Raw genomic sequence first — 21,791 nt, 5'->3', positions numbered from 1 at the left:
CGACAACGAGTGGACGGCACCGAGCCGCGAACGTCAGCGCAGACCGCCCCGCGAAGGGTGCATGCCCGCGCCCGTGACGTCGCGGAGCTCGTCCGAGCCGACGCCGCCTTGCCGCTGGGTGACCATGAGCCTGAACTCGTGCGGGCTGGTGGCCGTGAAGGTCGCGTCCTCCATCGTGATGCGCCCGGCCAGGTAAAGCTCGACGAGGTGCTGGTCGAACGTCTGCATGCCGCGCAGGTTGTCCTGCATGAGCGCTTCCTTGATGAGCGGCGTCTTCTCCTCGTCCTTGATGTAGTCGCGGATGAGGGGCGTGTTGATGAGCAGTTCGAGCGCCAGCACGCGGCCGCCCTCGTCGGCTCGCGCCAGCAGGCGCTGACTGAAGATCCCGAGGAGCGACTCCGCCAGCAGGATGCGGATCTGGTCGCGCTCGTGCGGCGGGAAGAAGTCGATGATACGGTTCACGGTGCGGATGGCGTCGAGGGTGTGCAGCGTGCTGAACACGAGGTGGCCCGTCTGGGCCGCCGAGATGGCCGCCTCGACCGTCTCCTTGTCGCGCATCTCGCCGACCATGATCACGTCCGGGTCTTGGCGCATGGCGAACTTGAGGGCACCGACGAAGTCTGCCGTGTCGAGGCCGATCTCGCGCTGGATGACCAGGCTCTTCTGGTTCCGGTGGAGGATCTCGATCGGGTCCTCGATCGTGATGATGTTGCGAGCGAAGCGCCGGTTGATGAAGTCGATCATCGCGGCCAGCGTCGTCGTCTTCCCAGAGCCCGTCGGACCTGTGACGAGGACTAGGCCGCGCGGCTGGCTGACGAGCTCCGTGACGACGCCGGTCGGGAGGCCGAGCGACTCGAAGCTCGGGATCGCGTCGCGGATGACGCGCATCACGACCCCGACGGAGCCGCGCTGGCGCAACACGTTGCAGCGGAAGCGGGCGATGTTCGGGATGGTGAACGCGAAGTCGACCTCGTGCCTATGTCTGAAGACCTCGCGCTGCGACTCGCTCATCATCGCGAGGGCGATCTGCTCCGTCTGCTCAGGCGTCAGCGTCGGCACGCCCTCGAACGGGTACAGCTCGCCGTCCACGCGCATGTAGGGCGGCGCCCCCGCCTGCAGGTGGATGTCGGACGCGCCCTTGGCGACGATGTTGCGCAGCACGTCCGCGATCCTTATGCCACGACCGCCGGCCGCGTCGCTCATATGCCTTCCCTCGGGGAGGAGCTCTCGCTCATGCCGCTAGTCTAGGCGCGCCGGCGCGGCGCTCATGTGACATTCCGCGCGGGACGCTGATAGCGTTCTCCGGACGCGCGCCCGTCGCACTGCCGGGCGCGATCCGCGCGCCTCCCGACGCCCCCCACGGCATCCGGGCTCCGCCGCGCTCACAGGATCTTGGACAGGAAGGAGCGCGTGCGCGCCTCCTTCGGGTTCGTGAAGAAGTGTTCGGGGCTGCCGACCTCCACGATCTGACCGGCGTCCATGAAGACGACCCTGTCGCCGACCTCGCGTGCGAACCCCATCTCGTGGGTGACCACGACCATGGTCATGCCTTCCTTGGCGAGGTTGACCATCACTTGCAGCACCTCGCCGATGACCTCGGGGTCGAGGGCGCTCGTCGGCTCGTCGAAGAGCATGACCTTCGGCTCCATCGTGAGCGAGCGCGCGATGGCCACGCGCTGCTGCTGCCCGCCGGACAGCTGGCCCGGGTACTTGTGCGCCTGCTCGGGGATGCCGACCTTCTCGAGGAAGAAGCGGGCGCGCTCCTCGGCCTTCGACTTCTTCCACTTGCGCACGCGCGTCGGGGCGAGCGTGATGTTGTCGAGCACCGTTAGGTGCGGGAAGAGGTTGAACGACTGGAACACCATGCCGGTCTCGCGCCTGATCTGGTCGATCGCGCGCACGTCGTCGGTCAGTTCGACGCCGTCGACGACGATCTTGCCCTGCTGGTGCTCCTCGAGGCGGTTGATGCACCGGATGAGCGTCGACTTGCCCGAACCGGACGGCCCGATGACGACGACGACCTCGCCCCGGTTGACGGACAGGTTGATGTCGCGCAGGACGTGGAACTCCCCGTACCACTTGTTGAGGCCCTCGATCTCGATGATCCGCTGGCCCGTCGGCGGGGCGTCGGCTCTGACAGGGGCGGGCGCGCTGGCCACGTCACTCACGTGTAACCTCCGTAGCTGAAGCCGGTGGTACGGCTCATCTCTCCCCCACCCCCAGGCGCTTCTCCAGTTGCCGGCTGGCGATGGACATCCGGTAGGCGAAGAAGAAGTAGATCACGGCGATGAAGAGGAAGACCTCGAGCTTGACGCCGCCCGTGACGAGCAGCGCCTCGGGCTGGACGGACACGATGTCGCCGACCTTGAAGAAGTCCACCAGGCCGACGATGAAGACGAGCGACGTGTCCTTGAACAGGCCGATCGCCTGCCCGACGATGGCGGGGATGACGGCTCGCAGCGCCTGCGGCAGCACGATGAGCAGGGTCGTCTGCCACGCGGAGAGGCCGAGAGCGCGGGCCGCCTCGCCCTGACCGCGCGGTACGGCCTGGAGCCCGCCGCGGACGTTCTCCGCCATGTACGCGGCCGAGAAGAGCGTGATGGCCACGTAGGCCCGCATGATGGCGGGCAGGGAGTTCGCGTCGACGTTGAGGATGAGGGGTAAGAGCAGCGAGGCGATGAAGAGCCACATGATGAGCGGCGCCCCGCGCACTACCTCGATGAAGCCGATGCAGAAGTACTTGATGGCGGGCAGCTTGCTGTTGCGGCCGAGCGCCAGAGCGATGCCGATCGGGAAGCTCGGGATGATGCCCGTGAACAGGATGAGGGTGAGGAGGAAGCCGCCCCAGTCGCGCACGGGCACCTTGCCGAGCGTGCCGCCGGTCGTCAGGCCGCTGAGGAGCAGGTAGCCGACGACGAGCCAGGCGCCCCAACCCCAGGGCAGGTACTTGACGGAGCGCGGCCAGCGGCTGCCGATGAAGTAGCCGAGGAAGCCGAGGGCGAGCGCGCCGGGCCAGAGGAAGCGCACGGAGGGCCAGAACAGGATGGCGACGACCGACACGACGGCGACGAAGCCCTGGATCGGCAGGAACGCGCCCGCCACGATCGACTTCCGGCCGCCGGCGCCGGCCATGACTCCCATCAGGCCCAACATGATGCCGAGGGCGAGGAGCGGGCGCCAGAGGTACTCGGGGGGGTAGCGGTAGACGCCGAAGAGCCGCATGTTGCGCCAGACCTGTCCCCATGAGCCTTCGACGAAGACGAAGTTGGCAAGGTTGTATAGCGACCAGGCCACCACTACCGCCGCCACGAACGTCAGCACGGTGTTGAACGGACCGTTGAAGAGGTTCTTACGCAGCCAGAACCTGAAGCCGTGAGCCTTCACGGGGGCGGGGCGCGGCTGGATCATGTCAACGCTCCACTAGTGCCAACCGCGCGTTCACCTGGTTGAGGACCACCGAGAACGCGAGGCTGATGACGAGATAAGAGCCGATGAGCAGCAGGGCGATCGGGATTGCGGCGCCCGTCTGGTTGCTGACCACGCTGGCGATGACGAACAGTTCCGCGTACCCGGCGAGCGATGCGAGCGACGAGTTCTTCGTGAGGTTGAGGTACTGGCTGATCATCGGGGGGAGGACGATCCGCATGGCCTGGGGGAAGATGATGAGGGAGAACGTCTGCGTGCCGGAGAGACCGATGGCCCGCGCAGCCTCCCGCTGGCCCTTGGGCACTGCCAGGATGCCGCCGCGCACGATCTCCGCGATGAACGCCGAGGTGTAGACGACCAACGCGAGCAGCAGCGCCAGATAGTTGACCGTCAGGCGCATGCCGCCCTCGTAGTTGGAGACGGGCACGTAAGCGCGGCTGAAGACCAAGGCGCCGACAGGTTGGATCTCGGTCTTGGCCGTGAGCGCGGATTCCGAGACCGCGGCCGTCGCGGCCTGCCCGAAGGCGGAGAAGCGCGTGCCGGCCCGCGGCGCGGCGCTCTCCTCCACCGCCGCGGCGGCCACGTCATCGGCGTGCTTGAAGGTGGGCGTGCGAACCTGACCATCGCGGTCGGACACGAGGGTACGCCGGAAGTTCGTGACCGTCATGACGACGTCCACCCCGCCGTAGCCCCGGTTCGTCGCCGGGTCGACGTCCTCGTCGGCATCGAGTCTGCCGTTGCCGTTGCCGTCGACGTAGATCGTAGCGACCGACGGGTACTTGTCGAAGCTGAGCTGTAAGCCGCGTTCCTCGGCGGCCTCGGCGTCCGCGAAGGCGAACTCGAAGGCGTCCGCCTCGTTCTCGCTCATGAGCGGGAACCGCACGCTGCCCCTGACGTCCTGACGGGACTCGACGAGGTTCTGGCTGCTGACGGTGAGGCTGGCCTTCTCGATCTCGATGGCGACGGGTACGAAGGCCGCGGGCCGCGACTTGCCGTCGGCCACGAACGCCGTCGTGCCTCTGCCGCGGTCGGCCTCGAACGTGAACGTGAGGTCGCTCGGAACGGAGCGCCCTACGTACGAGAGGCCGAGGCCGACGCCGGCGACCACCAGGAACGTGACGACCGGGAACGGCCAAACGCTTCCGACCCTGTCGGCCTTGGCGAGCGCCCGCCTACGCCACCACCACGCGACGCCGGCGAGCACCGCGGCCGCGACCAGGTACGGCACCCATACTCCGAACCGGTAGGTGGGGTACAGGAACGGGAAGGCCAAGCCGACGTTGGACATGATCAAACCGCCGGGCAGCGCTATGGGATCGCTGATGCGCGGCGGGAACGGGAGCAGCACCGCGGAGTACCAGAAGACGATCTGTACGGCGAGCGGGATGTTGCGCAAGACTTCCACATATACGCTCGCCATGGTCCGGACGAGCCAGTTGCTAGATAAACGCATGACGCCCATGAGGACGCCGATGACCGTGGCCAGGACCACCCCGACGATGGCGACCTTGAGCGTGTTGAGGAACCCGATGAGAAGGGCCCGGGCGTAGGTGTCGGTCACCTGGTACGGGACGGCCCGCTCGGCGATGGGGATGCCGGCCGGCTTGCCGAGGAAAGAGAAGTCGGCCGGCAGGTTGGCCTTCGCCAAAGCCGTGACGACGTTGTTGACGAGGATACCGACGCCCGCGACCAGCGCGATGACGAACACGAACTGCGCGATAACGCCGATGATCTTGACGTTGCGCCAGAAAGGCACGACGGCCGTCGACGCGCTCACGCTCGGCTTACCTGGCTGCATGCGTCCTCAAGGTCCCGTTCTCTGGCAGTCGGTCGTCATGGTCTCTTTCGCCGGGCCTGCCATCGTTGGAGTCGAGCGGTCTGGCCGCTCCCACGAGCGAGAGAAGAGCGGCGCCGTTCGGGTGTTGCCCCGAAGGGCGCCGCTGCCATCAGTTCAGGCCGCGCTCAGTTGAACGGGTACCCGTAGATGAGGCCGCCGTCGTAGTACTGGGCGTTGATGCCGCGCTCGAGGCCGAACACGGAGCCGGAGCCAAGGTTGCGATCGAAGATCTCGCCGTAGTTGCCGACCGCCTTGATCACCTGGTAGAAGGCGTCGGCGCTGAGGCCGAAGGCTTCGACGTAGGACTCGGAGCCGGGGGCGCCGAGGAGGCGCTTCACCTGCGGGTCGGCGGCGTTGAGGAGCATGTCGTCGACGTTCGCCTGCGTCACGCCGTACTCTTCGGCGTCGAACAGGGCGTAGACGGTCCAGGAGACGACGTCGTACCACTGGTCGTCACCGTGCAGGACGGCGGGGCCGAGCGGTTCCTTGGAGATGATGACCGGGAGGATCTTGTGGTCGCTTGGTACGCGGAGCTGGGTCTGGTAGGAGACGAGGCCGGAGCCGTCCGTCGTCCAACCGTCGCACTGGCCGTCGTCGTAGGCGGCTATCAGCACGGGCGCCGTCTCGAAGATGACCGGAGTGAACTGAACGCCGAGGCCGGCGAGCGTGGTGCCGAGGTTCGTCTCCGTCGTGGTGCCGGACTGCACGCAGATGGAGCGGCCCTCGAAGTCGCGCAGGCTGTTGATGCCGGAGTCCTTGCGCACCATGAAGCCCTGGCCGTCGTAGTACGTGGTGGGGGCGAAGTTCGCGCCCCAGTCGGTCTCGCGGATGCTGGTGCGGGTGGTGTTGCGGATGAGGACGTCGATCTCGCCGGACTGGAGGGCCGTGGGGCGCTCGCCGGCCGTCAGGGGACGGTAGACGACCTTGGAGGCGTCGCCGAAGACGGCGGCCGCGATCGCCTTGCAGAAATCGATGTCGAAGCCCGTGTAGGCGCCGGAGGCGTCGGGAACGCCGAAGCCCGGGAGGTTGGCGTTGACGCCGCAGCGGAGCTCGCCGCGGTCCTTGATGGCCTGGAGTCGGCCTTGAGCGAATACGGTGCCGGCACTAACGACTAGAGCCAGCGCTACGAGGAACCGGAAGTATCGGGTCATTGGTTCACCTTCCTGCGTGACGCATGGAAATGGATTGTCGACTCCCCTCCAAGGGAGCAAGAAAGGGGTCTACGGGACTTTATCCGGTAGCTCGCCACCCTGTCAAAGCGTGCGTCACACGCGCCAGCGCGTTGGCAGGCGAGCCGTAGCGTCCACCACGACGCTACGCGCGTCGTGCGGCAGGCTGGCGAAGGTGGAGGGAGCCGGTACGTTCGCCCGGCCGGACCAAGCGAAGGCGCCCCGCTGGGGGCGCCTTCCGCAGTGATGCCGCTTAGTAGGGGCGGTCAGGACCGCAACCCGGTCAACCGGCCTTCTCGCGCGCCTCCAGCTTGGCCTTGATGCGCTTGAGCGTCGTCACTTCCTCGAGCGCCCGCTGGTCGAGGACGCTGCGGATGCTCCTGATCTCGTAGTTGATGCCCGGGATCACGAGCTGCTCCAGCGCGTTGACGCGCCGGTTCGTCTTCTTGATCTCCTCGCCGATGCGCCGCAGCCTCGTCTCGGTGGCGGCCACCTTGGTGATGGCCTCTACGAGCTTGCGGAACTGCCTGGCGGCCTCCAGGGTGGAGGCGCCGGCGCCGACGGGCGAGAACGGCAGGGCGTCGTCGAACGTGGGCGGCTGCACCTGCGGGACCTTGACGCCGAAGATGTTCTCCATCTTCAGCCCGATCTCGAGGGTGCGCTCCTCGGCGAGCGCCAGGCTCCCGACGGCCTCTGGGCCGTCCCAGGCGTTGGCGAGGAAGAGGGCGAAGTACGCGTCGCGGCTCGCTCGCGAGAGCTCGCGCCGCGCCTCGAGGGAGGACTTGACGAGCGCGAAGAACTCGCCGACCAGGGCGTCACGCTTACGCTTCAGCAGGTCGGCGCCGCGGATGGCGAGCTTGACCTGGTCGCGCCTCTGGAGGAGGTTCGATCTGGTCGGGGCGATGTTCTCTGCCATGGCCTACTCCCTAGAGCCGGTCTTGACGGATGGCGCCCCAGAGCTCGTCCATCTTGGCACCGTAGTACTTGTCGATCTGGTCGTTGGAGAGCCTGGTGAGCTCGCTCTTCGGCAGTTGCGACAGGATGGCCCACGCGATCGACAGCGACTCCTCGACGGAGCGGTCGGCGCTGCCCTGGTTCACGAAGTGGCGCTCGAACTCGTCCGCGAACTTGAGGTAGAGCTTGTCGTTCTCGGAGAGGGCGTCCTCGCCCGTGATGGCGACGAGGCGCCTGAGGTCGAGGCCGTTGGCGTACGCGGCCTGGAGCTGGTCGGCCACGTTCTTGTGGTCCTTGCGCGTCTTGCCCTCGCCGATACCGTTGTTCATGAGGCGCGAGAGGGACGGACCGGGGTTGATGGGCGGGTAGACGCCCTTGTTGTGCAGCGCGCGCGCCAGGTAGATCTGACCTTCCGTGATGTAGCCGGTCAGGTCGGGGATGGGGTGCGTGACGTCGTCATCGGGCATCGTGAGGATCGGGAGCTGGGTGATGGAGCCCTTGAGCCCCTCGACCACGCCCGCGCGCTCGTAGATGGACGCAAGGTCGGTGTACATGTAGCCGGGGTAGCCGCGGCGGCCGGGGATCTCTTCGCGGGCGCCGCCGATCTCGCGCAGGGCCTCGCAGTAGTTCGTCATGTCCGTGAGGATGACGAGCACGTGGTAGCCCAGCTCGAACGCGAGGTACTCGGCGGCCGTGAGGGCCATCTTCGGCGTGAGGAGCCGCTCGACGGCGGGGTCGTCGGCCTTGTTGAGGAAGAGCACGGAGCGCGCGAGGGCGCCGGTGCGCTCGAACTCCTGCGTGAAGAACGTCAGCTCGCGCTGCGTGACGCCCATGGCCGCGAACACGACGGCGAACTCCGTGTCCTCGCCGATCACCGTCGCCTGGCGCGCGATCTGCGCGGCCAGTTCGTTGGCCGGGAGGCCCGAGCCGGAGAAGATCGGGAGCTTCTGGCCCCTGACGAGGCTGATCAGCGTGTCGATCGTAGAGATGCCGGTCTGGATGAACTCCTCGGGCTTCTGACGCGCCACCGGGTTGATGGGCGCGCCGCCGATGGGGAGGCGCTTGTCGGCCACGACGGGGGGCAGGCCGTCGATGGGCTCGCCGGCGCCGTTGAAGCGGCGGCCGATCATCTCGCGCGCCACGCCGAGGCGGGCGACGTTGTCCACGAGGCTGACCGTGGTGCTGGAGAGGTCGATGCCCGAGGTCTCCTCGAAGACCTGGAGGACCGTGTAGTCCTTCGACACCTCGATGACCTGACCGCCGCGCACGCGCCCCGCCCCGTCCTTGATCTGGACGATGGCGTTGTAGGAGAGGTCGGGCGCGTTCTGGAGGAACAGGAGCGGCCCGGAAACGTAGCTGACCTCGCTGTAGACCTTCTTGAGTAGGTTGCTGCTCATCTCTCTCCTAGCCTTACGCGGCGACCGCGAAGCCCTTGTCGAGCTCGGCCATCACGCCACCCTGGTACGCGGAGAACTCGTCCTCCGCGACGTAGCGCGCGCGCTGGATCTTCTCGATCACCGGGTTCTTGAGGATTTCGTCGACCGTGCCGCCGGCGTCGAGGGCGGCCTTGGCCTGCTCGTAGAAGCGCAGCATCATCGTGAGCATGCCGTAGGCCTTCGTCATGGAGCAGGAGGCGTCGACGGGGTCGTAGCCGTTCTGCTGGAGGAAGTCCTGGCGCAGGATGCGGCCGGCCTCGATGACGAGGCGCTCCTGGTCCTGGAGGGCGTCCGGACCGACGAGCTGGACGACTTCCTGGAGGTCGCTCTCCTGCTGCAGGATGGTGACGGCACGGTCGCGAAGCTCGGGGTAGTCCTGAGCGACGTTGGCGCGGTACCAGTCCTCGATGATGGGCGTGAACAGCGAGTACGAGCGGTTCCAGTTGATGGCCGGGAAGTGGCGCCGCCTGGCGAGCGAGGCGTCGAGGGCCCAGAAGCAGCCCGTGATGCGGAGCGTGGCCTGGGTGACGGGCTCGGAGAAGTCGCCGCCCGCGGGGCTCACGGCGCCGATGATCGAGACGGCGGCTTCGTCGCCTGCCAGCGTCGTGACGCGGCCGCCGCGCTCGTAGAACGCCGCGAGGCGCGAGGCGAGGTACGGCGGGTAGCCTTCCTCGGCAGGCATCTCCTCGAGGCGCGAGGAGATCTCGCGCAGGGCCTCGGCCCAGCGGCTCGTGGAGTCGGCCATGATCGAGACGGAGTAGCCCTGGTCGCGGAAGTACTCGGCCAGGGTGATGCCCGTGTAGATGGACGCCTCGCGGGCGGCCACCGGCATGTTGGACGTGTTGGCGATGAGCACGGTGCGCTGCATGAGCGGGTCGCCGCTCTTCGGGTCGACGAGCTCCGGGAACTCGACGAGCACGTCCGTCATCTCGTTACCGCGCTCGCCGCAGCCGACGTAGACGACGATGTCGGCGTTGCCGTACTTCGCGATCGACTGCTGGGTCACCGTCTTGCCGGAGCCGAACGGACCGGGGATGGCGGCCGTGCCGCCCATGGTGAGCGGGAAGAGCACGTCGAGGATGCGCATGCCCGTGAGGAACGGCGTGACGGGGTCGAGCTTCTTGGCGACGGGGCGCGGCTGGCGCACGGGCCACGGGTGGTACATCTTCAGCTCGGTGCCGTCCTCCAACGTGACCACGACCGCGTCGATGGTGTAGTCGCCGGCGGCGGCCACGCTCTTCACGGTGCCGGAGACGGTAGGCGGCACGAGGATCTTGTGGGTGAACTGGTACTCGGGGACGGTGCCGATGACGGAGCCGCCCGAGACCTTGTCGCCCGGCTTGACGGTCGGGGTGAACGCCCAGCGCTTGTCGCGCGCGAGCGAGTTGACCGTGATGCCGCGGTCGATGTAGGTACCGGAAGCCTCGCGGATCTTGTCGAGCGGTCGCTGGATGCCGTCGAAGATGCCGTTCAGCATCCCGGGGCCCATCTCGACCGCGAGCGGCAGGCCGGTCGAGATCACGGGCTCGCCCACGCTGAGGCCAGCCGTGTCCTCGTACACCTGCACGAACGCCGTCTCACCGTCCAGGCGGATGATCTCGCCGATCAGGTTCTCCTTGCCCACGCGCACGATGTCGAACATGCGCGCGCCCATCATGCCTTCGGCGATGACGGCGGGGCCGGAGATGCGTTGGATCTTGCCTTCGATGGCCATTGTCAGTTATCTCCCGCTATTCCAACTTGATGTCGAAGCCGATGGCGCTTCGCACCAAGTCCTTCATGTAGGTGACGGCGTCGTCGCCTTCGCCGAACGCGGCCCCGAGGCTCGGGACGCTTAGCAGCACGGGAAGGTCGCGGCCGCGCATGGCGCGCTCGCCGGCCTTGGCCGGGTCGTGGATGAGGCCCTCGTCGACGACCACGAGCCCGTACTCGTCGGAGTGGATGATCTCTTCGAGCGCGTGGACGGCCTCGCTCGGCACGCTCTCGCGTACCTCGACGCCCGCCAGGCGGTAGCCGATGGCCGTCTCCGCGTCCGTGAGGACGAGCAGCTTAGGCATGGGTCAGCTCCCGTTCGAGGGCGGCGCGCGGGACGCCGTAGAACTTGCCGCGTGCGAGCAGCCTGAGCTGCGCCGCCTCCGCCTCCTTGCGCCGCAGGTAGTCGACGACGACGCCGATCTCGAGGGGAGCGTAGGAGATGCGCTTGGCGTCCTCGTCCAGGACCTTGCGGATCTCGGCCTCGGCGGCGCCGAGGCCGCCGTCGCTCTGGACGGCCGTCACCACGGCAGCGAACGTGCCGCCGGTCAGCGCGGAGAGCGCGCCTTCCTGGTCGCCGATCAGGGCCTCGAACGTGTCGCGTCTGAGCTCGCGACCGCCGCGGATGAAGAGTTCGCGCGCGGCGCCGGCGCCCATACCCCTGACCTTCAGGGCGGTGCGCAGGTTCGCGGCGTCGATCTCGAGCTGCAGGTGGCGCTTCAGCGCGGCCGGCGCCTTGGCCGCCTCGGCGCGCTCCAGCATGCCCGCGTAGTACGCCTGGTCGAGCGCGACCTCGAGGGTGTAGAGGTCCGGCTCGTTCTGGTAGCGTCGCGCGGCCCTCAGGAAGGCCGAGGTCACCTCGGTCCTCGCCAAGGCGAGGACCTGGGCGGCGGCGGCCATGTCGGATGCCACCGCAGCCTGCTCGAGCAGGCTCGGCTTGAGCTCGCCGGCCGGGAAGAGCGACCCCTGGATCTCCTCGAGGCCCTTGCCGGCGTGCTTGCCCCTGGCTATCGCCTTGACGTTAGCGAGGTCGAAGCGCATCAGCAGCATGCCGATGAGCTGGCGCGCCTGACCGTCCGAGAAGGTCAGGAGGCCGTGGGCCGTGTGATAGACGTTGCGCGCCACGGCCTGATCCACGGCGCCGAGGCCGCTCGCGCGCGCCTGCGCCTCCTCCAGCTCCCGCATGTACGGGGTCTGCATGAGGCCGGCCGTGAAGGTCTTGAAGTCGCTCGCGTCGAGAGCGGTCTGGTAGAACGCCTGTCCGAGGAGCTTGGCCTTCATGCCCTTGACGCGCGCGTTGATGTAGCCGTAATCGCTAGACATGCCTCGTCAACCCGCCTTGGCGCCGAAGAGCGCCGCCGAGACCTCCGACGCGAGCTCGCCACGCAGCGCGTCCAGGCGGCCGTGGAGCGTGTTCTCTATGATGCTGTTGTCGACCGTCCGCAGGCGCACGCCACCGTTCACGTCGTCGGCCGTCTCGACCGGGGCCGTGATGCCGGCCTCGGCGGCGGCCTTCTCCGCGAGGGCGCGGTCGCGCGCCGCCACGACGACGGACTTGACGGCCTGGCCGCCCGCGCCGGCGAGCGCCTCGGCGAGCAGCTTGCGGAAGACGGGGGCGTAGGCCGCCTCGTCGGCGAGGAGCGCGTCGAGCTTGGCCCTGGCGGCCGCGAAGACGCTCTCGACGCCCTCGTACTGCGCCTTGAGGCGCAACGATGCCGCTTCGAGCTGCGCCGCCGACTTGGCGCGCACCAACATCGCTTCACCCTGCGCCTTGCTGGCGCGGGCGCGGGCGGCCTCGATGCTCTCGGCCTCCGCGCGCGCACCCGCAACGATCTCCGAGGCGCGGCCTTGCGCCTCGGAGCGGATGGTCTCGATCTCGGTGCTCGCCTCTTTCTCGAGCAGAGCCGAAAGATCAGCCACGCTTACCCGCCGATCTGGTTGTTGAGGAAGAACGCGATGACGAAGCCGAAGATGATGAGCGTCTCGGGGATGACGAGGTAGATCAGGACCTGACCGAAGGCCTCGGGGCGCTCGGCGAGGAGCCCGGCGCCGGCGCTACCGATGGCGGCCTGGGCGATGCCTACGGCGATGGCGGCGAGGCCGATGGCCAGGCCGGCACCGAGGGCGATGAGGCCCGCGCCGACGCTGGGGCCGCCGGCCGCCTGGGCGAAGGCGACGGCGCCGAAGATGGTGAAGAGGGAGATGGTGGAGAGAACCCTGACTGCCTTGCTCATGACTTTCCTCCTAGGAGTTTGAACGGTCTGTACGGTCGGCCGCTTTCGTCGTAGAAGCCGAACTTGGTGAAGAACTCGACATACTGCAACCTCAAGGGCTGCAGCGTATGCCCGATGATCGTAAGGGTGATCGCCGTCAGATGAACCACGAGGCCGACGACGATACCCAGGATGGGTCCGAGCACCGGGAGGGTGCCGGACAGGGCGAACCCGAGGTCCGTGGCGAGGTTCGCCACGAGGGCCGCAGACAGCCCGACCGCGAAGAGTCGGAGGTAGCTGAGGATGTTGCCGGAGTTCGAGATCAGCTCGACCAGCATGAGCGGCATCTTGGCCAGCACCACGCAGGCGACGAAGACGACGAACCCGATGGCGACGACGGCCGTGACGAGCGGGCTCATGGCGCCGCTCAGGTACGCCCAGGCGAAGAGCACGATCGCGACGAGGCCGGCGGCCATGCCGACACCCTCGAAGACGTGCTTCATGTCGTGATGCTTGACGCCGTAGATGACCCTGATCACCCAGCCGCCGACGACCTGAAGCACCCCGAAGCCGATGCTGAGGAGCAGCAGCGGGGTGAAGACCTCGACGCGGAAGAGCGGCACGTTAATGAGGCCGTAACCCTCGTGGTGGTGCAGCGTCGTGTAGAACACGGGCCGGCCGGCCGGGAAGTGCTCCAGGAAGTTACCGAAGAACTCTCCGAACATGAAGCCCCACACGATGCTCCAGGCCGCGCACCAGAGGATGACGGTGCTGATCGGCTTGAGAGCGCCGGGCGGCACCACGATGTTGAGTGGGCCGAGGTCGAGCTTCTTGCCGGCCTCGCCGCGCTTGCGCAGCCAGAAGGCGATGGCGGCGAAGAGGATGCCGAAGCCCATGTCGCCTACCACGATGCCGAAGTAGAGCGGGAAGAAGACGGCGAGGGTCCAGGACGGGTCGAAGCTACCGTACTTGGGCGGCGCGAACAGGGCGAGCAGGCCGGTGAACGGCCTCACCCACGCGGGGTTCTCGAACTTGACGGGGACGTTCCTGTCGTGATGGGCGTCGGCCTCGCGCGTGGAGATCACGACGTCGCTCCCGAACTGCTTGCCAAGGGACGCCACGACGTTCTCGCGCTGCGCGCTCGGCACCCAGCCTTGGAGGGCGAAGCCGTAGCGGCCTTCCGCGAGGTCCTCGAGCCGCGCGTAACGCTCGCGGTTGTTATGGGCGACGCGGTCGATGGCCGCCAAGCGGGAGCCGTGCTGCGACGCCAGCTTGGCGAGGTCGGTGCGGATGGACTCGAGGCGTTGGGGCAGCACCCTGGCGCGCTCCTCCATCCTGTGCGCGGCCTTGGCCACGCCCTGGCCGGCGTAGCTCTCCGGCAACGCCACCTCGGCGACGCCCAGGCGGCCGAGCGCGCTGCGCAGCTCGGCGAGGCGCGAGCGCAAGGTGACGGCGAGGGCGAGCAGGCCGCCCTTGTACGGGCGCGCGGCGAAAGCCACGGCGCCGCCCATGGGCTCGCCGACCTTCTCCTTGATCTTGTCGAGGCCGTCCTGCTCCATGAGGAACGCGATGGCGCCAAGGTACTTGGAGTCGTCGAGCGGGCCTTGCAGCGGGGCCAGGTCGCGCAGGAGCGGTTGGTACGTGCCGATGAGCTCCAGCTCGTCCGTGATCTCACCCCGCTCGGCGACGAGACGGTCGACCTGCGCGCCGACCTGGGCGAGATCGCGCTCGATGGCGGCAGGGTCGGAGCCGGTCTCGACGCGCGCTTGGGCATCGGGCTGGACACCGAGGACTGCGACGAGCGAGGAGGAGCGGGCGACGATGCGGTCCCAGCTCTCCTTCGCCTCGAGCTCCGCCCCGGCGAGCCTGAGGCGCTTGATGGCGTCTTGCTTCTCGCCGGGCTCGAGAGCGTCGACCTGCACGACACCCAGGCTCTGGAGGCTCGTCAGGACGTCCTTGGCGCGGCTGCGCCTCCCGACCACCACCACCTGGTCCATCGTCGCGATCATGGCAGGACCTTCTCCAGCACGACCGTCAGCGCCTTGGCGCCGTTGGCGGACGCCTTCGCGTTGAGTGCTTCCGCGCTCTCGCGGGCGGCCTTGACGATGGCCTCACGCGCGGCCTCGGCCTCCTTGGTAGCGGCCTCGAGCTCGCGCTTGGCGGCCGCCTCGGCCTTCGCCTTGGCGTCCCCGACCACCTTGGCGGCCTCGGCCACCGCTGCCTCGACGCCGGCCTTGGCGCTGGCCTTGGCCTCCTCGACCTTGCGCACCAAGTTCTTCTCCTGGGTCACCAGGTCTTGGAGCAGTCGTTCACCCTGTGCTTCCAAGCGGCCCTCCTTCCGTCATGCCAACACCGGCGCCGATGAGCTGGCCCAGGTGTTGTCGGTGTCGTCCTCGGTTAGTAGTACGCACAAAAAAACGCGACGTTGTGGCGAACAGCGCCGCTGACGCATTTCTCTCCAAACATATCAGGGCATCTTGGGGGTGTCAATCAAGGACGAACGTCCCGGAGGGGCGCCCATCGCCCCGGTTCAGCCGCGCTTCTTGCGCTGCCTGGAGTACGCCGCCGGCACGCGCAACCTCCGCTCGGCGTCACGCGCCGCCAGCACGTCCTGGATCTCCTGGAGCTCGAGGTAGAGCGCGGCCAGGTCCGCGTCGCCGGCTTCCGCACTGGCCAGGCGCTGGGCGAGCTCCGCACGACGGGCCAGGAGGCGGGCCGCCCCCTCCTCCTTCTGCGCCTCGAGGCGCAGCTCCCGCAGGCGTGACAGCGCCTTCGCGAGCTGCCCGTCGACGTCCATGCGCGCGTCGCCGCCGTCGTCGCCGGCCAGGAGGCGCTCGAGTACGACGGCCCCGTCGTCCCGCTGACGGTAGACGCTCAGCACGGCGTCGGCGTCGTACCCGCGCTCGGAGCAGTGGCGCCTTAGCTCAAGGAGGGCAGAGTCGGCGTCGGCGTCCGGGAGGCCGTCGACGGCGACGGCCAGCCGCCGCCGCAGATGTTGCGGCTCGAGTAGCAGGAGCGCGACGATCTCCAGCTCCAGCCGCCGGACCTGGCCGAGCTCCATGCGCTGCTTGCTCATGCCGCGCATCTCCGTCTGACTCGGCGCCCTGCGCGCCTTGGACGTCAACCACTCGTCCAGCCGCGCGGCGTCTATGCCCAAGTGCTCGATCACGAGCCGGCGCATCTCGGCCGCCACCGGGTCGAAGACGTCCCTCGGCCGCAGCACGCCCTGCAGCTCCTCGAGCACCGCCCGCTGGCCGTCGACCGTGCGCACGTCGTAGCGCTCGCTCACCCGCTTGAAGCGGAACTCGACCTCGCTGAGGCCGTGGCTCAACGCGGCGCGGAAGTCCTCGAGGTGCCCTCCGAGCACCGCCTCGGCAGGGTCCTTCCCGTGCGGGACGCCGATGGCGCTCACCATGAACCGCCGGCCGACCGCCTGGTCCAGTCCCGCGAGCACCGCCCTCTGCCCGGCCTCGTCCCTGTCGAACGCGAGCTTGACGGCCCGGGCGTCCAGGCGCGCGAGGGCGTCGCCCTGCTCGGCCGTCAGGGCGGCCCCGAGCGCAGCCACGGCGTTGGTGATGCCGACCTGGTGCAAGGCGATGACGTCCATGTACCCCTCGACCACCACGACCTCGCCCGTGCGCCTGATCTCGGGGCGCGCCTTGTCGAGGGCGTAGAGCAGCTCCCCCTTGCGGAACAGCTCCGACTCGGGGCTGTTCATGTACTTAGGCAGGCCGGCATCGAGCACCCGGCCGGCGAAGCCGACGAGGCGCGAGAGGCCGTCGCGGATGGGGAACATCACGCGCTCGCGGAAGCGGTCGTACCGCCTCCCCTGCTCGTTCTCGATGACGAGCCCCAGACCGAGGAGGTCGGCCTCGCGCACGCCCTTGGCGCGGGCGTGCCGCAGGAGGCCGTCCCAGCCGGCCGGGGCGTAGCCGAGCTCGAACGCGGCTATGGTGGCCTCTTCCAACCCGCGGCCGGTCAGGTACTCGAGCGCCGGTCCGCTCAGGTGCGACCTGAAGTAGTCGAGCGCGAGCTGGTTGACGTCGAAGAGGTCGCGCTTGTGGGGCTCGTGGCCACCGACGCTCACCGCGACGCCGGCCCGCTCCCCCAGCAGGCGCAGCGCGTCCGTGAACGTGAGCGCCTGCGTCCGCATGACGAAGTCGAAGACGTCGCCCTTGGCGTGGCACCCGAAGCAGTAGAAGTAGCCGCGGTCGACGTGGACGTGGAAGCTCGGGGTCTTCTCGCCGTGGAACGGGCACAGCCCCTTGAGCTGGCCACGGCCTGCCGGCTTGAGCGCCACGACCTCGCCGATGACGTCGGCGATGTTGAGGCGTTCCTTGATGAGGTCCTTGGCGTCGGCCATCGTTCGTCGGGCTCCTAGGCGACAGCGCGCCGCCCAAGTGACTGCAGGTTAAGCCGAGGCCGGGCGGGCGCGGGTCGTCCGCGCCCTCAAGCGTCCGGGTACAGGGGCAGGTGGCCGAGCGCCACCACGTCGTCGCGCTCGTCGCCCTCCGTGAAGACGACCATGGTGGCCGCCACCTCGGCGCCGATCTCCTGGAGGATCTCGACCAGCCCCGTGAGCGTGCCGCCGGTGGAGACGACGTCGTCGACGATGGCGACGCGCTTGCCGCGCAGCTTGCCGACGTCCTCCCCGTCGATGACCAGGAGTTGCGGCTTGCCGGTGGTGATGCTGATGACGCTCTTCTTGTAGGCGTCGACCATGTACGGCTTCTCGGTCTTGCGCGCCACGACGTACGGCAGGCCGCTCCGCACGCTCATCGCGTGGGCGAGCGGCACCGCCTTCACTTCGGGCGTCACGAGCGTCTGCACGCCGTGCGGCAAGCGCTTCACGAGCTCCTCCGCGGCGGCCTCCGTCAGCGCCGTGTCGCCGAGCAGGTTGAGCAGCGCCACCGAGACGGCGCCGACGTTCACGACCTTCAGGTCGCGCTCCTGGTCTCCGACGCGCACATGGTGAGTGAGCATGGTTGAGCCTCCCGAGCCGGCCAGGGGCTAGCTCCCGTTGTCCATTCAAGCACGTTACCGCATCGGTGCGCGGACGCTTCAAGCTTCCTAAGCGAGCGTCGGCTTCCCCGGGAGCCGACGGGGCGTGGCGGCGACGTCGGCGCTCGGCGTACGCCGGGGCGGCTTCCCCGGGCCGTCGCGGGGCGCGTGGTACGCTTGCCCGCGTGGACGAGGTGCGCCTGCGGCCGGCGTCTTTGGCCGATTACGTCGGTCAGCGGCGGCTGAAACGCAAGCTCGAGGTGTACCTCGGCGCTGCCCGTGACCGCGGCGAGGCCCTCGACCACGTGCTCTTGTACGGCCCTCCCGGGCTCGGCAAGACCACCTTGGCCCACATCATCGCCGCGGAGCTGGGCGTCGGCATCCGGGTGACGTCCGGACCGGCCATCGAGAAGCCCGGCGACCTGGCGGCCATCCTCACGAACTCGCTCGAGCCGGGCGACGTCCTCTTCATAGACGAGATCCATCGCCTCGGCCGGGTCGCCGAGGAGCACCTCTACCCCGCCATGGAGGAGTTCAAGATCGACATCGTGCTCGGCCAGGGGCCGGCGGCGCGGTCCATCCGCCTGGAGCTCCCGCGTTTCACGTTGGTCGGCGCCACGACGCGCCCGGGCCTCATCACGGGCCCGCTGCGCAGCCGCTTCGGCATCATCGAGCATCTCGACTACTACTCCGATGCCGACCTCGCCCAGTCGGTCACGGTGGACGCCCGGCAGCTCGGCTACGGGCTCAGCGACGAGGCCGCCCTGGAGATAGGCAGGCGCTCGCGGGGGACCATGCGCATAGCGAAGCGCCTGCTCAGGCGCGTACGCGACTACGCCCAGATGGCCGGCGAGGAGGCGATAGACTCCAGGCGGGCCAAGCTCGCCCTCGACGCGCTCGACATCGACGACGCCGGCCTCGACCGGCGCGACAGGGCCATCCTCGGCGCGCTCGTGGAGCGCTTCGCCGGCGGGCCGGTCGGCCTGGACACGCTGGCGACGGCCGTGTCCGAAGACCGGGCGACGCTCGAGGAGGTCTACGAGCCGTTCCTCATCCAGCGGGGGTTGCTGGTGCGCACGCCGCGCGGCCGCATGGCCACCCCCGCCACGTACCACCACCTCGGCCTGAGCGTGCCGCAAGGCCAGGCCGCGCCGCTCTTCGCCGGCGAACCGGAGAACCGGGCGTGATCCGTACGCCCGCGGGCGGCGGGAAGAGCCTCGCACCGTCAGGCCCCATGAGGGCGCCATGCTGAAGGGGAGCCTGAAGAGCGCCCCCCTCTCCGACGTCTTCCAGCTCATCGCGCTCAGTCAGAAGTCGGGCATCCTCACGGTGGAGCGCAAGGAGAAGCACGCGCGCATCTACTTCACCCAGGGCAGGGTCGCGTACGCGCACATGCGCTCGGGCGCCCACCTCGGCGAGGTGCTCGTGCGCATGGACCTCGTCACCGCGCTCGAGGTGCAAGAGATCCTGATGACGCAGAGGCGGGAGAGCCCGGGCACGTTGCTTGGGCGCATGGCGGTGGAACGGGGCATCCTCACGGAGGACGACCTCGCGCGGGCCATCGAACGCCAGGCGTTCGATGTCGTCGGCGAGGTGCTCACGTGGTCGGACGGCGCCTTCGAGTTCCACGACGTCGACGCGAACGCCTCGCAGGTCCCCTTCGGCCACGGCGTCGACGCCCTCGTCCTACTCATGCGCGTCATCCAGAGCACCGAGGAGGTGCGGGAGGTCAGCGTCCCCCCCGAGGCCGTCTTCTCGCGCTCCGGCGACCCGACCAAGGCGGACCTGCCGCCCGGCGCGTGGGAAGTACTGGCCCAGGTCGACTCCAAGAGCTCCGCCAGGGCGATAGCGGCCGAGCTGGACATGGGTGAGCAGCGCGTCTACCACGTGCTCGGTCAGTTGGAGCGGCTCCGGGTCGTCGAGCGCTCGCCGTACCTGGCGGACGAGCCCCTCGTCCTCGTGGTCGGGGCGAGTCAGGCGCTGAGGCGGCTCATCATGCTCGCGCTGCAGCGCGGTGGGCTGCGCACGGCAACGACCGGGTACGAGGACGTGGTCGCGGGCATCTCCGAGCACCATCCGCGCGCCCTGCTGGTCGACGACGACGAGGGACGCGCGTGGGACCTGGTCCGCGAGTTGCGCAAGGGCGGAGCCCAGGCCCATCTGCCGGTGCTCGTCCTCGTGGACGAGCCGCCGCGCGCCGGGCTCTTCCGCCGCCTCCCGAAGGCCGAATGGCTCGTGAAGCCGTTCCAGGAGCTCGAGCTGCAGAACGAGGTCGCGCAGCTCCTCGGAAGGCGCGGACCGGTCGGGTCGTCCTGAGCGACCCCGTACCCCCGGAGCCGCGCCGCGGGCGTAGGAGCCGGGCGCCTAGCACTGCTCGGAGCCGCCCACCGTGACGCCTGCCCACACACGACCAAGTGGACGGCGGTATCCTGGGGCTGAACGCGACGCGTCAAAAATCAGCTCATGGGGCGCCCGGCACGCGACGAGAGTCGTAAGCAGCGCGGCCCGGGCGTACGCGTTCGCAAGTACTCTGGCCGCCACTCTCCGACCGGTCGTGTGGCGGCGTCTCAAAGGAAGTAGAGAGGTGAGAACCGTGCGTAAGATCCTGATACTCGCACTCGCCGCGGTAGCGGTGGCGGCCGCGCAAGCGCAGACGGTGGTGACGGTGGCCACCGGCGCCGTCGGCCAGGAACTCGAGTTGAGCAGGGCCGCTGCGGCGCGCTACATGGCACTCCACCCGGACGTGACCGTCAACGTCCTCGAGACCCCCGACCTGACGGACAACCGCCAGGCGCTCTACCTGCAGATGTTCGAGGCGCAGTCCTCCGACGTAGACGTGTTCCAGATCGACGTCATCTGGCCCGGCGACATGGCCGAGCACTTCGTCGACCTCTACGACTACGGCGCCAGGGACGTCGCCGACCAGCACTTCCCCGCCATCATCGAGAACAACACGGTCGACGGCCACCTGGTCGGCATCCCCTGGTTCACGGACGCCGGCCTCCTCTACTACCGCAGCGACCTTCTCGAGAAGTACGGCTTCGACGGGCCGCCCGCCACGTGGAGCGAGCTGACGAGCATGGCGCAGACGATCCAGGACGGCGAGCGCGCCGCCGGCAACCCCGACTTCTGGGGCTTCGTCTTCCAGGGCAACTCGTACGAGGGCCTGACGTGCGACGCCCTCGAGTGGGTCTCCTCCTTCGGCGGCGGCTCGATCGTCAGCCCGGCCGGCGTCATCACGATCAACAACCCGAAGGCCGTGGCCGCCCTGGAGACGGCCGCGTCGTGGGTGGGCACCATCGCCCCGAACGGCGTGACGAGCTTCGACGAGGAGTCCGCCCGCAACATGTTCCAGGCCGGTAACGCCGCGTTCATGCGCAACTGGCCGTACGCCTACTCGCTCGGCAACGCCTCGGACAGCGTGATCGCGGGCAAGTTCGATGTCAGCCCGCTGCCGGCCGGTCCTGACGGCTCTCCTGCAGCGACCCTCGGTGGCTGGCAACTCGCCGTCTCCAAGTACAGCAAGAACCCGGCCGTGGCCGCCGACGTGGCGCTCTTCTTCGCCTCCTACGACGAGCAGAAGATCCGCGCCGTCGAAGGCAGCTACAACCCGACCGTCATGGCCCTGTACCAGGACGAGGACGTCCTCGCGGCCGTGCCGTTCTTCGGCTCGCTCTACGACGTCTTCATCAACGCGGTCGCGAGGCCATCGACGGCCACGGCGCCCGACTACGCCGCCGTCTCCCGCGCCTTCTACACGGGCGTGCATAGCGTGATGACGGGCCAGGCCACGGCAGCTGACGCCGTCGCGGAGATCGAGGCCGACATCGAGGACGTCACGGGCTTCCCCACCGGGCAGCCCTGAGGCAGCCGGCTCGGGACTCGTGGCCGCGGGTCCGCTGCGAACCTAAGTGAGTCCGCGGACCCACGCAGAGTTGTCCCGGCCGTTCGCGGCGCGGGGGCCGACCCACCAGGTCGGCCCCCGTACGCACCTTTAGGCCGG

At 68.7% G+C, this 21,791-nt stretch carries 19 protein-coding genes; 3 read left to right on the top strand and 16 right to left on the bottom strand.

Going from position 1 to position 21,791, the window contains the following annotated elements:
* Positions 1–33 precede the first annotated feature (33 nt).
* The 16 genes from M9914_07645 to M9914_07570 all read right to left on the bottom strand — a co-directional run bounded on the left by M9914_07645 (position 34) and on the right by M9914_07570 (position 17,770).
* The gene (locus M9914_07645) at positions 34–1,203 is read right to left on the bottom strand and encodes a PilT/PilU family type 4a pilus ATPase (GenBank protein ID MCO5174052.1); all 1,170 of its coding nucleotides are present in this window, start codon (positions 1,201–1,203) and stop codon (positions 34–36) included.
* A gap of 179 nt (positions 1,204–1,382) precedes the next feature.
* Positions 1,383–2,105 carry an amino acid ABC transporter ATP-binding protein gene (locus M9914_07640; GenBank protein ID MCO5174051.1) on the bottom strand — a complete coding sequence of 241 codons (723 nt, stop codon included), beginning with the start codon at positions 2,103–2,105 and terminating at the stop codon, positions 1,383–1,385.
* A 97-nt stretch (positions 2,106–2,202) separates the two neighbouring features.
* Entirely contained in the window at positions 2,203–3,408 is a 1,206-nt protein-coding gene (locus tag M9914_07635; GenBank protein MCO5174050.1) for an amino acid ABC transporter permease, read from the bottom strand.
* 1 nt (position 3,409) lies between these two features.
* Positions 3,410–5,224 (bottom strand): ABC transporter permease subunit, encoded by a 1,815-nt coding sequence (locus tag M9914_07630; GenBank protein MCO5174049.1) that lies wholly within the window; start codon positions 5,222–5,224, stop codon positions 3,410–3,412.
* Positions 5,225–5,388: 164 nt separating this feature from the next.
* Positions 5,389–6,414, bottom strand: a complete 1,026-nt coding sequence (locus M9914_07625; protein MCO5174048.1) for an amino acid ABC transporter substrate-binding protein — start codon at positions 6,412–6,414, stop codon at positions 5,389–5,391.
* Between the two features lie 301 nt (positions 6,415–6,715).
* On the bottom strand, positions 6,716–7,348 hold the full coding sequence (locus M9914_07620; GenBank protein MCO5174047.1) for a V-type ATP synthase subunit D: 633 nt from the start codon (positions 7,346–7,348) through the stop codon (positions 6,716–6,718).
* 10 nt (positions 7,349–7,358) lie between these two features.
* Positions 7,359–8,783 (bottom strand): V-type ATP synthase subunit B, encoded by a 1,425-nt coding sequence (locus tag M9914_07615; GenBank protein MCO5174046.1) that lies wholly within the window; start codon positions 8,781–8,783, stop codon positions 7,359–7,361.
* Positions 8,784–8,796: 13 nt separating this feature from the next.
* On the bottom strand, positions 8,797–10,536 hold the full coding sequence (locus tag M9914_07610) for a V-type ATP synthase subunit A (GenBank protein ID MCO5174045.1): 1,740 nt from the start codon (positions 10,534–10,536) through the stop codon (positions 8,797–8,799).
* Between the two features lie 16 nt (positions 10,537–10,552).
* A complete protein-coding gene (locus M9914_07605; protein ID MCO5174044.1) occupies positions 10,553–10,879 on the bottom strand; it encodes a V-type ATP synthase subunit F in 327 nt (108 codons plus the stop codon).
* The gene (locus tag M9914_07600; protein ID MCO5174043.1) at positions 10,872–11,897 is read right to left on the bottom strand and encodes a V-type ATPase subunit; all 1,026 of its coding nucleotides are present in this window, start codon (positions 11,895–11,897) and stop codon (positions 10,872–10,874) included. The genes M9914_07605 and M9914_07600 overlap by 8 nt, the downstream gene beginning before the upstream one ends.
* A gap of 6 nt (positions 11,898–11,903) precedes the next feature.
* Entirely contained in the window at positions 11,904–12,494 is a 591-nt protein-coding gene (locus M9914_07595; GenBank protein ID MCO5174042.1) for a V-type ATP synthase subunit E, read from the bottom strand.
* A 2-nt stretch (positions 12,495–12,496) separates the two neighbouring features.
* Positions 12,497–12,808 (bottom strand): V-type ATP synthase subunit K, encoded by a 312-nt coding sequence (locus M9914_07590; GenBank protein ID MCO5174041.1) that lies wholly within the window; start codon positions 12,806–12,808, stop codon positions 12,497–12,499.
* Positions 12,805–14,796 (bottom strand): hypothetical protein, encoded by a 1,992-nt coding sequence (locus tag M9914_07585; GenBank protein ID MCO5174040.1) that lies wholly within the window; start codon positions 14,794–14,796, stop codon positions 12,805–12,807. Before M9914_07585 ends, M9914_07590 begins: the two co-directional genes overlap by 4 nt.
* Positions 14,793–15,113 (bottom strand): hypothetical protein, encoded by a 321-nt coding sequence (locus M9914_07580; GenBank protein ID MCO5174039.1) that lies wholly within the window; start codon positions 15,111–15,113, stop codon positions 14,793–14,795. The genes M9914_07585 and M9914_07580 overlap by 4 nt, the downstream gene beginning before the upstream one ends.
* A gap of 204 nt (positions 15,114–15,317) precedes the next feature.
* Complete coding sequence (dnaG, locus tag M9914_07575) at positions 15,318–17,150, bottom strand: DNA primase (GenBank protein ID MCO5174038.1); 1,833 nt, start codon at positions 17,148–17,150, stop codon at positions 15,318–15,320.
* 86 nt (positions 17,151–17,236) lie between these two features.
* Positions 17,237–17,770 (bottom strand): adenine phosphoribosyltransferase, encoded by a 534-nt coding sequence (locus tag M9914_07570; protein MCO5174037.1) that lies wholly within the window; start codon positions 17,768–17,770, stop codon positions 17,237–17,239.
* A 203-nt stretch (positions 17,771–17,973) separates the two neighbouring features.
* Here M9914_07570 and ruvB point away from each other — a divergent pair, with 203 nt between their 5' ends.
* The 3 genes from ruvB (at position 17,974) to M9914_07555 (ending at position 21,653) form a co-directional block, all read left to right on the top strand.
* Positions 17,974–18,975 (top strand): Holliday junction branch migration DNA helicase RuvB, encoded by a 1,002-nt coding sequence (ruvB, locus tag M9914_07565; protein ID MCO5174036.1) that lies wholly within the window; start codon positions 17,974–17,976, stop codon positions 18,973–18,975.
* A 58-nt stretch (positions 18,976–19,033) separates the two neighbouring features.
* Positions 19,034–20,104, top strand: a complete 1,071-nt coding sequence (locus M9914_07560) for a DUF4388 domain-containing protein (GenBank protein MCO5174035.1) — start codon at positions 19,034–19,036, stop codon at positions 20,102–20,104.
* A 268-nt stretch (positions 20,105–20,372) separates the two neighbouring features.
* Complete coding sequence (locus M9914_07555; GenBank protein MCO5174034.1) at positions 20,373–21,653, top strand: ABC transporter substrate-binding protein; 1,281 nt, start codon at positions 20,373–20,375, stop codon at positions 21,651–21,653.
* Positions 21,654–21,791 lie beyond the last annotated feature (138 nt).

The sequence above is a fragment of the Trueperaceae bacterium genome, assembly GCA_023954415.1.
Classification (GTDB): Bacteria; Deinococcota; Deinococci; order Deinococcales; family Trueperaceae; genus JAAYYF01.
The sequence above is the reverse complement of the archived record's forward strand: the minus strand, read 5'-3'. Positions and strand labels throughout refer to the sequence as shown.